Below are 11,707 nucleotides of genomic sequence, written 5' to 3'. Positions count from 1 at the left end.
CCCGGGCTGGCCGGCGCGCGCTGGTTCCCGGTCGCCGGGGCGGACGGCGCGGACCTGCGCCGCGCGCTGGTGGGCTGGGCCGCCGGCGAGGGGTTGCGGCGCGCCAGCGCCGAGCCACCGGTGCTGCCCGGGTCGCACGGTCGGGTGCCGGTCGCCGCCGAGCCGGGCGACTGGTCGGAGCGGCTGGAGCGGCAGGCCCGCTCCTGCGCGCAGCGCATCCGTCAGCACCTCGCGTTGGAGTTGGCCAACACCCACCTGCGGGTGGTGCAGGAGATCGTCTTCGGGGTCGGCTGCGCCGGCCTGCCGCAGCTGCTCGACCGGGAGATGGAGGCGCTGTCGCTGCTGGCCACCGCCCAGTGCGACCGGGCGGTCCGCGGGCTCGTCGAGGAGGCCGCCGACCTGGTCTTCGGCGCGCCGGTGCACGCAGGGGTGCGCCGACGGATCGCCGCCGCGGTGCGCTGGGGGCTGGCCGACCACCGGGACGGGCACGACCTGGACCGGGTCCTGCTGGTCACCAGCACGGGAGGCGTGGCCGGGCTGGCCGGCGCCGGTGCGATCGACGCCCTGTCGAGCTGCTCCGGCGCTGAGCGCACCGCGGTCCTCCCGCCGGTGGCGGTGGCCCTCTCCGGCGGCTGCTGGCAGCACTGGCGCAGCCCGGGCAACGACGATCCCAACGCCGCCCGGGCCTGGGCGCAGCGCGCGCTGCGCGAGGTCGAGCTGGAGCTGACCCGGGAGGTGTCCCGGCGGTTCGAGGTGATCCGCCTCTCGCTCGACGCGGTGCTCTCCGATGCTGTCGACCACGGCATCCTGCTCGCCTGAGGGCACGCCGGGCACCCGCGCGCCGGGTCGTTGCCGGCCCGCTCCGGAGCCGGCCCGCGCGGCCGGAGCCGCTGATCCGCGCCGGGCCGGCGTTCCGGTTCCTCGGTTCCCGGAATCCGGTGGCACGATGGGGGGCATGGCGGCTCCACAGGTTGCACCGGTCCAGGTGCCGGACACCGATGAGGTGCCGGCTTCCGACCGGCCATGGGTGACGATCGTGTGGGACGACCCGGTCAACCTCATGACGTATGTGACCTGGGTCTTCCAGAAGCTGTTCGGATACAGCCGGGAGAAGGCCGAGGAACTCATGCTCGACGTGCACCACAAGGGCCGCGCCGTCGTCTCCAGCGGCGCGCGGGAGCGGATGGAGCACGACGCGTCGCAGCTGCACGCGTACGGGCTGTGGGCGACGGTGGACCGGTCGTGAGCATGTTCCGTCGCCAGGGCGACCGGTACGTCGCCACCTTCGCCGTCGACGAGGTCCGGGTGCTGCGCAAGGTCGCCTCCGAGGTGGTGGGCCTGCTCACCGACGGCTTCGACCACACCGACCCGGTGGTCGGCCGCCTCTTTCCCGAGGTCTACCCCGACGACGCGTCCGGGACGGCGGAGTTCCGTCGCTACACCGAGGGCGACCTCAAGACCGCCAAGATCGACCAGGCGGGCGCGATCCTCGCGGCGCTGCCCGACGAGGCCGGCGGCGAGGTGCGACTCGACGCCGAGGCGGCCGAGGCGTGGCTGCGGGCGCTCAACGACGCCCGCCTGGCGATGGGCGTCCGGCTGGAGATCAAGGACGGCACCGACCTCGGCGAGGAGCTCGACGACGCCGTGGCGACGGACCCGACCTCCAGCCGGGTGTTCCAGCTGTCGGTCTACGCCTACCTCGGCTATTTGCAGGAATCCCTGCTCAACGCCTTGATCGACTAGGCGTGACCGCCGCCACCTTAAGCTCCCGCCCGGCACGCGTTAGGCTGGACCACGTGCTGAGCATCGACCGGTCGATCGTCGACGCGATCGTCGCCCACGCGCGTCGGGACCACCCCGACGAGGCGTGCGGCGTGGTCGCCGGTCCCGCCGGCAGCGACACCCCCACCCGGCACATCCCGATGGACAACGCCGCCCGTTCCATGACGTTCTACGAGTTCGACTCGATGGAGCAGTTGCGGGTGTGGCGCGAGATGGACGACCGGGACGAGGAACCCGTCGTCATCTACCACTCGCACACCGCCACCGAGGCGTACCCGTCGCGCACCGACATCTCCTTCGCCGGGGAACCGGGCGCGCACTACCTGCTGGTCTCCACCCGTGAGCCCGACACCGAGGAGATCCGCTCCTTCCGGATCGTCGACGGCGTGGTGACCGAGGAGCCGGTGCGGATCGTCGACGCCGGGGTGGACCCGCATGCCGTGCAGTCCTACATGTTCGGGCAGAGCCCGGCGACGGTCGACTACGAGTGTTCCGGCCGCTGACCCAGCGCCGCTACACCGTTCCACGTCCCGTCACCTTCCGGCACACCCGATCATCGTCAAGGAGCACCACATCATGGCCATCGAGGTTCGCATCCCCACCATCCTGCGCAGCTACACCGGCGGCGCGAAGGTCGTCGAGGGCGCCGGCGACACGCTGGGCGACCTGCTCGCCGACCTGGACTCCCGGCACGCCGGGCTGCGCGGTCGGCTGGTCACCGAGGCCGGCGCGCTGCACCGCTTCGTCAACGTCTACGTCAACGACGAGGACGTCCGCTTCCTCGGCGCGCTGGACGCCAAGCTCAACGACGGCGACAGCGTGACCATCCTGCCCGCCGTGGCCGGTGGCGCGTTCGGCTTCGCGGCCGCCGCCGCGATCGCTGCGCAGGTCAGCCAGCGCGCGGCCCTCGCCGCCCGCTGAGGGCGGTCACCATGGCGCGGTACGACAGCCTGCTCGACGCCTCCGGCGGCACGCCCCTGGTCGGGCTGCCCCGGCTCTCGCCGACGGTGCCCGACGGGGCGCCGCCGGTGCGGCTCTGGGCGAAACTGGAGGACCGGAACCCGACCGGCAGCATCAAGGACCGGGCGGCCCTGTTCATGGTCCGGGCGGCCGAGGAGGCCGGCCGGCTCCGGCCCGGCGACACCATCCTCGAACCGACCAGCGGCAACACCGGCATCTCGCTGGCGATGGTGGCGAAGCTGCGCGGCTACCGGCTGGTCTGCGTGATGCCGGAGAACGTCTCCATCGAGCGGGTGCAGCTGCTCCGGATGTACGGCGCGGAGATCATCTTCTCGCCGGCGGCGGGCGGCTCCAACCAGGCCGTCGCCACCGCCAAGCAGATCGCCGCCGACCATCCCGACTGGGTGATGCTCTACCAGTACGGCAACGAGGCGAACGCCCGGGCGCACTACGAGACCACCGGTCCGGAGCTGCTGCACGACCTGCCCACGATCACCCACTTCGTGGCGGGTCTCGGCACCACCGGCACGCTCATGGGCACCGGGCGCTACCTGCGGGAGAAGGTCGACGGGATCCAGGTCGTCGCGGCCGAGCCGCGCTACGGCGAGCTGGTCTACGGGCTGCGCAACATCGACGAGGGGTACGTCCCGGAGCTCTACGACGCCACCGTGCTGTCCCGGCGGTTTTCCGTGGGCACCCGGGACGCCGTGCTGCGCACCCGGCAGCTGGTGGAGGTGGAGGGCATCTTCGCCGGGTTCTCCACCGGTGCGATCCTGCACGCCGCCCTCGCGGTGGCGCACGAGGCGGTCCGCGACGGCCGCCGGGCCGACGTGGCCTTCGTGGTCTGCGACGGCGGCTGGAAGTACCTCTCCACGGGCGCGTACGGCGGCACGCTCGCCGACGCGGAGGACGCCCTGGAGGGGCAGCTCTGGGCCTGATGGGCCGAGGAGCGGGGCCACCGGCGCGCGCTGGTGGCCCCGTCCCGTCTCCGGCGCCCGGCGCGGGACACCGGGAGGCCCGGGCGACGCGAATCCGGTGGGCGGCGCCCCTAAAACGGGAGCGGGTGTCACGTTGATGACAACTTCCAGTGGATGATTCTTGCCCCCGCCCGGGCGAGCGTAGGCTGCGCAGCGTGGCGTACGCGTCGGTAGAGATCATCGACGGAGAGACGGCCGGCGCGGGCACTACACACCGTGACAGTGAGACAACTTGATGCGACTGACTGTCCTGGGCTGCGCGGGCAGTTTCCCCGGCCCCGAGTCCCCCTGCTCGGCGTACCTGGTCGAGGCGGACGGCTTCCGGCTCCTGGTCGACTTCGGCTCCGGTTCGCTGTCCACCCTCCAGCGCTACGTGGGGCTGCACGCCCCCGACGCCATCCTCCTGACCCACCTGCACTGCGACCACATCCTCGACGCCGTGTCGTACGTGGTGGTCCGCCGGTACGCCCCGGACGGCCCCTACCCGCCGCTGCCCGTCTACGCCCCGGCCGGGGCGCCGGACCGGCTGGCCGCCGCCTACGGGCAGGAGGACAGCACGGTGGAGGACGTCTACCAGTTCTACGCCCTGCAGCCCGGCACCTTCCCCATCGGCCCGTTCACGGTCACCGTCGACCGGGTCAACCACCCCGTCGAGACGTACGGCGTCCGACTGGAGCACGGCGGCCGGGCCCTCTGCTACTCCTCGGACACCGCGCCCTGCGACGCCCTGCTGCGGCTGGCCCAGGGCGCCGACGTCTTCCTCTGCGAGGCGAGCTACCTCGACGGCGTGGAGAACCCGCCGGACCTGCACCTGACCGGCCGGGAGGCCGGCGAGGCGGCCACCAAGGCAGGCGTGGGGCGGCTGCTGCTGACCCACCTGGTGGCGGCCTGGGGCAGCGAGACCCACACCATCGAGTCGGCCGGCGCCGCGTACGCCGGCCCGCTCGAGGTGGTCCGGCCCGGCGCCAGCTACGACGTCTGACCCGCTCTTGCCGTAGTGTTCGCCGGCCGGTTAGCGGACCTTCGCCCGGCGCACCGTTGCCGCCCCCACGGTGGGGGCATGCGGATCGCCATCGTGACCGAGTCGTTCCCGCCGGACGTCAACGGCGTCGCGCACTCGGTGGTTCGGACGGCGGAACACCTCGCCGCCCGGGGCCACGAGCCGATGGTCGTCGCACCGGCGCCGCCCGGCCGCCACGACGCCGACCCCTACGCCTACCCGTACCCGGTGGTCCGGATTCCGAGCGTGCCGTTGCCCCGCTACCAGGGCTTCCGGCTGGGCGTGCCGACCACCGCCCGGCTGGCCGGCGCGTTGCTGTCCCACGCCCCGGACGTGGTCCACCTGGCCAGCCCGTTCGTGCTGGGCGCCCGGGCCGCCACACTGGCCGTCCGGCACGGCCTGCCGACGGTCGCCGTCTACCAGACCGACGTGGCCTCGTACGCCCGGGCCTACCGGGTCGGCTGGGGTGAGGCGGCGGCCTGGCGGCGGCTGCGCGAGATCCACAACTCGGCGCACCGCACCCTGGCCCCCTCCACCCGGGCCGCCGCCGACCTGATCGCCCACGGCGTGCAGCGGATCTGGCTCTGGCGGCGGGGCGTCGACGCCGACCGGTTCCAGCCCGCCCGGCGCTGTCCGGAGCTGCGCCGCGCCCTCGCCCCGAACGGTGAGCTGCTGGTCGGCTACGTCGGCCGGCTCGCCCCAGAGAAGCGGGTCGAGCTGCTCGCCGCCACCTCCCGGCTGCCCGGCGTACGCGTCGTGGTGGCCGGAGACGGACCGGCCCGCCGGCATCTGGCCCGGGCCCTGCCCCGGGTTACCTTCCTCGGCGTCCTGCATGGCGCGGAGCTGGCCCGGCTCTACGCCAGCCTCGACGTCTTCGTGCACACCGGCCCGCACGAGACCTTCGGCCAGACCGTCCAGGAGGCGCTCGCCAGCGGGGTGCCGGTGGTGGCCCCAGACGCCGGCGGCCCGGTCGACCTGGTGGAGTCGGGGGTGACCGGGGAGCTGGTCCCGCCCGCGAACGGCGACGCACTGGCCCATGCCGTGGCCGCGCTCGCCGCCGACGACGCCCGCCGGGCCGCGTACGCGACGGCCGCCCGCGCGGCGGTGAGGCGGCGGAGCTGGACGGCCGTCGGGGACGAGCTGATCGGGCACTACCGTGCGGTCCGTGCCGGGACGCCGACGCTCGGCCTCCCGGCGGCGTGATGGGCGCGGGGCTGCGGATCGTCCGGGTGGCCAACTTCGTCTCCGGGCGCTCCGGCGGGCTGCGGACCGCGCTGCGTCACCTCGGCGAGGGTTACCTGGCGGCAGGGCACGACCCGGTGCTGCTGGTGCCCGGCCGGCGCGACAGCGACCAGCGGCACCCGTGGGGGCAGGTCGTCACGCTCGCCGGCCCCGAGCTGCCCCGCAGCGGGGGCTACCGGCTGCTGACCGACCGGTGTCGGGTGGCCCGGGTGCTGGGCGGGCTGGCTCCCGACCGGCTGGAGGTCTCTGACCGGTTCACCCTGCGCTGGACCGGGGACTGGGCGCGGGCCCACGGGGTGCCTGCGCTGATGGTGTCGCACGAATCGCTCACCGGTCTGCTCGGGCAGTGGCGCGTGCCGGACCAGCTCAGCCGACGGTTGGCCGACCGGCTGAACGGGGACACGGCCCGGTCGTACGACCGGGTCGTCTGCACCACCCGATGGGCGGCCGAGGAGTTCCACCGGATCGGCGCGTCCGACGTCGAGCTGGTGCCCCTCGGGGTGGACCTGGACGCGTTCGGTCCCCGCCGGGCCGACCCCTGCCTCCGGGAGCGGTACGCCGATTCGACGGAGGTGCTGGTGGTGCACTGCGCTCGGATGTCCGTGGAGAAACGCCCGGAACTGGCCGTGGACGCCCTGGCCGAACTGCGCCGGGCCGGAGTGCCGGCGGTGCTGGTGATGGCCGGCGACGGGCCGCTCCGCCCGGCCCTGGTCCGGCGAGCCGCCGGGCTGCCGGTCCACTTCACCGGCTTCCTGCCCGACCGGTCCACCGTTGCCGCGCTGCTGGCCAGCGCGGACGTGGTGCTGGCACCCGGTCCGGTGGAGACCTTCGGGCTGGCCGGGCTGGAAGCGCTGGCCTGCGGCACCCCGGTCGTGGTCAACGCCGCCAGCGCGCTACCGGAGGTGATCGGCGTAGCCGGCCTGGCCGCGTACGGCTCGGCGGGGTCGATTGCTGAAGCGGTGACCCGGCTGCTCGCCCGCCCCGAGGCCCGACGCCGGCACGCTGCCCGCGCGCGGGCAGAGGAGTTCGGCTGGCCCGCCGCGGTGGCCGGCTTCCTGCGGGCGCACGCCGCGGAGCCGGTCGGGCCGCCACCGGCGACCCCGACCTGAGCGTGCCCGGATGGCACCGGGCCGCACCAGCGGGCGTGGTGGCACACCCCGGGACGGTTCGATCACGGCACCGCATAAGGTGCAGGCATGGCACGACCTGACGGACGGCAACCCGACCAACTCCGACCTGTGACCCTGACCCGCGGCTGGAGCACCCACCCGGAGGGTTCCGTGCTCGTCGAGTTCGGCGACACCCGGGTGCTCTGCACCGCCAGTGTGACCGAGGGGGTGCCCCGCTGGCGCAAGGGCTCCGGCCTGGGCTGGGTCACCGCCGAGTACGCGATGCTGCCCCGGGCCACCAACACCCGCTCGGACCGGGAGAGCGTGAAGGGGCGCGTCGGTGGGCGTACCCACGAGATCTCCCGGCTGATCGGCCGGAGCCTGCGGGCGTCGATCGACCTGAAGGCGCTCGGCGAGAACTCGATCGTGCTGGACTGCGACGTGCTCCAGGCCGACGGTGGCACCCGCACCGCCGCGATCACCGGCGCGTACGTGGCGCTGCACGACGCGGTGACCTGGCTGGCCGGGCGCAAGGCGCTGGCCGGCAAGCCGGAGAAGGTGATGCACCGTTCGGTGGCCGCGATCAGCGTCGGCGTCATCGGCGGCGAGCCCCGCCTGGACCTGAACTACGCCGAGGACGTGACCGCCGAGGTCGACATGAACGTGGTCTGCACCGGCGCCGGCGAGTTCGTCGAGGTGCAGGGCACCGGGGAGGCGGGCGTGTTCGCCCGGGACCAGCTCGACGCCCTGCTCGACCTGGCCGTCGCCGGCTGCGTGGAACTGGCCGAAGCCCAGCGGAAGGCTCTCGGGTCGTGAGCGCGAGGAGTGAGCTTGCGAGCCCCGCAGCCGCGAACAAAGGTGATTTCGCATGACCAAGGTGCTGCTCGCCACCCGTAACCGCAAGAAGCTCATCGAGCTGCAGCGGATCCTCGACGGCGCGCTTGGCGCGCACCGGATCGCCCTGATCGGGCTCGACGACGTCGAGGAGTACCCGGAGCTGCCGGAGACCGGCCTGACCTTCGGCGAGAACGCCCTGATCAAGGCGCGGGAGGGGTGCCGGCGCACTGGCCTGCCCACGATCGCCGACGACTCCGGGCTGGCCGTCGAGGCGCTCAACGGCATGCCCGGCGTGTTCAGCGCCCGCTGGGCCGGCCGGCACGGCGACGACCAGGCCAACCTCCAGCTGGTGCTGGACCAGATCGCCGACCTGCCCGACGAGCACCGGGGCGCGTCCTTCATCTGCACCGTCGCCCTGGTGCTGCCGGGCGGCAAGGAGCACCTGGTCGACGGCCGGCAGTCCGGCCGGCTGCTCCGCTCACCGCGCGGCGACGGCGGCTTCGGCTACGACCCGATCTTCCTCGGCGACCGCCAGGACCGGACCAACGCCGAGCTGACCCCGCAGGAGAAGGACGCGATCAGCCACCGCGGCAAGGCGCTGCGCGAGCTCGCCAAGCTGGTGGCCAAGGTGCTGCCGCCCGCCGCCTGACCCGCGGCGGACGGCAGCGACCCGACGAGATCAGCCCAGCGGGCCGATCTCGCGTTCCACGGCGGCGCGCAGCTCCGGGCCGGCGACGACGGCCCGGGCGGCCTCCATCAGCGGGGCGAGGAAGACGTCCGGCCCCGGCTCGCCGACGATGCCGCCGAGCGCCGCGACCGCGGCCCGGCCGGCCGGCGACGGCTCCAGCGGGGCGCGCAGCTGCAGCCCCCGTACGCCCGCCAGCAGTTCCACCGCGAGCAGGCTGGTGAGGTTCTCCAGCACGGTTCGCAGCTTCTTCGTCGCCGCCCAGCCCATCGAGACGTGGTCTTCCTGCATGCCGCTGGTGGGCAGCGAGTCCACCGAGGCCGGCGCGGCCAGCCGACGGTTCTCCGCGACGATGCCGGCCGCCGTGTACTGGGCGATCATCAGGCCGGAGTTCACCCCGGCGTCGGGGGAGAGGAACGCCGGCAGTTCCCGGGACCGGGTGACGTCGAGCAGCCGGTCGACCCGGCGTTCGGCGATCGCCCCCACCTCGGCGGCGGCGATGGCCAGGAAGTCGGCGGCGAAGCCGAGCGGGGCGCCGTGGAAGTTGCCGGTGGACTCGACCCGGCCGTCTGGCAGCACCACCGGGTTGTCCACCACCGACACCAGCTCCCGGTCGGCCACCGTGCGGACGAAGTCCAGGGTGTCCCGGGCCGCCCCGGCCACCTGAGGAGCGCACCGCATCGAGTACGCGTCCTGCACCGCGTGGGAGATGTCGTCGCGGTGCGAGTCCATCACCCGGGAGTCCTGGAGCAGCCGGTGGATGTTGGCCGCGGAGACCGACTGCCCGGGGTGCGGCCGGATGGCGTGCAGCTCGGGCAGGAACGGCCGCTCGGAGCCGAGCATCGCCTCGATGGCGAGGGCGGCGGTCAGGTCCGCCATGGTGAACAGGTGCGCGGCGTCGTGGATGGCCAGCAGCAGCATGCCGAGCATGCCGTCGGTGCCGTTGATGAGTGCCAGCCCCTCCTTGGCGGCCAGCGCGATCGGCTCCAGCCCGACCCGGCGCAGCGCGTCGGCGGCGTCCATCCGCTCGCCGGCCGGGCCGAGCACCCAGCCCTCACCGAGCAGCACCAGCGCGCAGTGCGCCAGCGGCGCCAGGTCGCCGGAGGCGCCCAGCGAGCCGTGCTCCGGCACCCACGGGGTGATCTCGTGGTTGAGCAGGCCGACCAGGGCCTCGGCGACCAGCGGACGGACCCCGGAGCGGCCGAGCGCGAGGGAGCGCACCCGCAGCAGCATCATCGCCCGGACGACCTCACGCGGCATGGGCGCGCCCACCCCGGCGGCGTGCGAGCGGATCAGCGCGTGCTGCAGCTCCGCCCGCCGTTCGGGGGCGACGAAGGTGTTGGCGAGGGCCCCAAACCCGGTGGAGACGCCGTAGACGGGCCGGCCGGCGGCCTCGATCCGGTCCACGATGGACCGGCTAGTGGTCATCGCGTCGACGGTGGCGGGGTCGAGGACGACCTTGGCGGCGCCGCGGGCCACGGCGAGCACGTCGGCGGGGGAGATCCCGGTGGGCTGGATGGTCACGGTCGACATTGCGGCACTCCGTTGTGCAGAACTTCGCGGATCAGTGGCACACCGGGCCGGTAGGCCAGGTGCAGGTGGGACGGTGCGTCGAGGATCATGAGGTCGGCCCGGGCGCCGGGCCGCAGCACCCCGACGTCGTCGCGGCGCAGCGCCCGCGCGCCGCCGGCGGTCGCGGCCCAGACGGCCTCCGCCGGGGTCATCCCCATCTCGCGTACGGCGAGTGCGACGCAGAACGGCATCGACGAGGTGTACGACGATCCGGGGTTGCAGTCCGTGGCCAGCGCCACGGTGACCCCGGCGTCGAGCAGGCGCCGGGCGTCCGGGTAGGGCGAGCGGGTGGAGAACTCGGCGCCGGGCAGCAGGGTGGCCACGGTGTTGGTCGGCGGCCCGGAGAGCCACTCGGTGGTCGTCGACCCGGCCAGCGCGTCAACGTCGGCGTCGGTGAGGTGGGTGCAGTGGTCGACGCTGGCCGCGCCCAACTCCACCCCGAGCTGGACGCCCGGGCCGGGGCCGAGCTGGTTGGCGTGCACCCGCACGCCCAACCCGACGGCCTGCCCGCAGGCGAGGATCGCCCGGGCGTGATCCACGTCGAAGGCGCCCCGCTCGCAGAAGACGTCGATCCAGCGCGCGTGCGGGGCGGCGGCGGCCAGCATCGGCCCGCAGACCAACCCCACGTAGTCGTCGGGGCGGTCGGCGTACTCGGCCGGGACCACGTGCGCGCCGAGGAAGGTGGTCTCCTCGCTGACCTCGGCGGCGATGCGCAGCGAGCGGGCCTCGTCGGCGACGGTCAGCCCATACCCGCTCTTGATCTCCATGGTGGTGGTGCCCTGCCGCATCGCCTCGCCGCGCAGCCGGCGCACGGTGGCCCGCAGCTCGTCGTCGGAGGCCGCCCGGGTCGCCCCGACGGTGGTGCGGATGCCGCCGCCGGTGTACGGCTGCCCGGCCATCCGGGCGGCGAACTCGGCGGCCCGGTCCCCGGCGAAGACCAGGTGCGCGTGGCTGTCCACGAAGCCGGGCAGCACCGCGGCGCCCTCGGCGTCGATCCGCCGGTCGGCGGCCGGCGCGTCCCGGGCGGGCCCGAGCCAGGCCACCCGACCCTCCTCCACCAGGAGCGCGGCGTCGCGCCGGACGCCCAGCGGGCGTTGCCCGCCGGCCGACGGGTCGTTGGTGACCAGCTCACCGATGTTGTCGACCAGCAGGCTGCTCACGAGCCGCCCTCCGTTGCCGACTCCGGGGCCGGCGCACGCCGCGCGGTCACCGGGTGACCTCCTCGATCGCCGTCGCCAGTTCGGCCGGCACGTCGACCGTCAGGTGGCGGCCGTCGGCGACCACCACCCGACCGTCCACCACGACCTGCGTGACGTCAGCCGCGCTGGCCGCGAACCACACCCCCTGCGGGGGTACGCCGGCCGTGCGCGGGCCGTCCAGCCGTACCGTCACCAGGTCGGCGCGGGCGCCGACGGCGATCCGTCCCGCGTCGCGCCAGCCCAGCGCGGCGTGCCCGGCGGCGGTGGCCGCGTCGAGCAGGTCGGCTGGGGCGAAGTGGCCGCGCCGGCGGGTACGCAGCCGCTCGTCCAGCTCCACCGCGCGG

Annotated in this window: 13 protein-coding genes and 1 pseudogene; 11 read left to right on the top strand and 3 right to left on the bottom strand. The window is 74.3% G+C overall.

All coding sequences use genetic code 11. The annotated features are described in order from the left end of the window. The 11 genes and pseudogenes from NCC78_RS19195 to rdgB all read left to right on the top strand — a co-directional run. A pseudogene (locus tag NCC78_RS19195) lies at nucleotides 1-819 on the top strand (P-loop NTPase family protein); the annotation flags it as partial. 136 nt (nucleotides 820-955) lie between these two features. Further along, the gene (clpS, locus tag NCC78_RS19190) at nucleotides 956-1,246 is read left to right on the top strand and encodes an ATP-dependent Clp protease adapter ClpS (RefSeq protein WP_250796048.1); all 291 of its coding nucleotides are present in this window, start codon (nucleotides 956-958) and stop codon (nucleotides 1,244-1,246) included. Between the two features lie 2 nt (nucleotides 1,247-1,248). Continuing rightward, entirely contained in the window at nucleotides 1,249-1,743 is a 495-nt protein-coding gene (locus NCC78_RS19185; RefSeq protein ID WP_250796050.1) for a DUF2017 domain-containing protein, read from the top strand. Nucleotides 1,744-1,796: 53 nt separating this feature from the next. Then, entirely contained in the window at nucleotides 1,797-2,285 is a 489-nt protein-coding gene (locus NCC78_RS19180; protein ID WP_284706324.1) for a M67 family metallopeptidase, read from the top strand. Nucleotides 2,286-2,358: 73 nt separating this feature from the next. After that, nucleotides 2,359-2,703, top strand: a complete 345-nt coding sequence (locus NCC78_RS19175; RefSeq protein ID WP_250796047.1) for a MoaD family protein — start codon at nucleotides 2,359-2,361, stop codon at nucleotides 2,701-2,703. An 11-nt stretch (nucleotides 2,704-2,714) separates the two neighbouring features. Then, on the top strand, nucleotides 2,715-3,680 hold the full coding sequence (locus NCC78_RS19170) for a PLP-dependent cysteine synthase family protein (protein WP_250796046.1): 966 nt from the start codon (nucleotides 2,715-2,717) through the stop codon (nucleotides 3,678-3,680). Between the two features lie 274 nt (nucleotides 3,681-3,954). Continuing rightward, the gene (locus NCC78_RS19165; RefSeq protein ID WP_250796045.1) at nucleotides 3,955-4,701 is read left to right on the top strand and encodes an MBL fold metallo-hydrolase; all 747 of its coding nucleotides are present in this window, start codon (nucleotides 3,955-3,957) and stop codon (nucleotides 4,699-4,701) included. A 78-nt stretch (nucleotides 4,702-4,779) separates the two neighbouring features. After that, nucleotides 4,780-5,922 (top strand): glycosyltransferase family 4 protein, encoded by a 1,143-nt coding sequence (locus tag NCC78_RS19160; protein WP_250796044.1) that lies wholly within the window; start codon nucleotides 4,780-4,782, stop codon nucleotides 5,920-5,922. Continuing rightward, on the top strand, nucleotides 5,922-7,070 hold the full coding sequence (locus NCC78_RS19155) for a glycosyltransferase (RefSeq protein ID WP_250796043.1): 1,149 nt from the start codon (nucleotides 5,922-5,924) through the stop codon (nucleotides 7,068-7,070). Before NCC78_RS19160 ends, NCC78_RS19155 begins: the two co-directional genes overlap by 1 nt. A gap of 87 nt (nucleotides 7,071-7,157) precedes the next feature. Further along, nucleotides 7,158-7,886 carry a ribonuclease PH gene (gene rph, locus NCC78_RS19150; protein ID WP_250796042.1) on the top strand — a complete coding sequence of 243 codons (729 nt, stop codon included), beginning with the start codon at nucleotides 7,158-7,160 and terminating at the stop codon, nucleotides 7,884-7,886. A gap of 52 nt (nucleotides 7,887-7,938) precedes the next feature. Then, nucleotides 7,939-8,556, top strand: a complete 618-nt coding sequence (gene rdgB, locus NCC78_RS19145) for an RdgB/HAM1 family non-canonical purine NTP pyrophosphatase (protein ID WP_250796041.1) — start codon at nucleotides 7,939-7,941, stop codon at nucleotides 8,554-8,556. Nucleotides 8,557-8,586: 30 nt separating this feature from the next. Here rdgB and hutH read toward each other — a convergent pair whose 3' ends face one another. The 3 genes from hutH to NCC78_RS19130 form a co-directional block, all read right to left on the bottom strand. Then, entirely contained in the window at nucleotides 8,587-10,125 is a 1,539-nt protein-coding gene (hutH, locus tag NCC78_RS19140; RefSeq protein ID WP_250796040.1) for a histidine ammonia-lyase, read from the bottom strand. Then, nucleotides 10,113-11,324, bottom strand: coding sequence for an imidazolonepropionase (gene hutI, locus NCC78_RS19135; RefSeq protein ID WP_250796039.1), 1,212 nt, complete (start codon nucleotides 11,322-11,324; stop codon nucleotides 10,113-10,115). Before hutI ends, hutH begins: the two co-directional genes overlap by 13 nt. A gap of 46 nt (nucleotides 11,325-11,370) precedes the next feature. Next, a partial coding sequence (locus tag NCC78_RS19130) for an amidohydrolase family protein (protein WP_250796038.1) occupies nucleotides 11,371-11,707 on the bottom strand: 337 nt, incomplete at its 5' end.

Origin of the sequence: Micromonospora phytophila, from assembly GCF_023656545.1 — a bacterium.
Classification (GTDB): Bacteria; Actinomycetota; Actinomycetes; order Mycobacteriales; family Micromonosporaceae; genus Micromonospora; species Micromonospora phytophila.
This window is presented reverse-complemented; position numbering and strand designations above follow the sequence as displayed.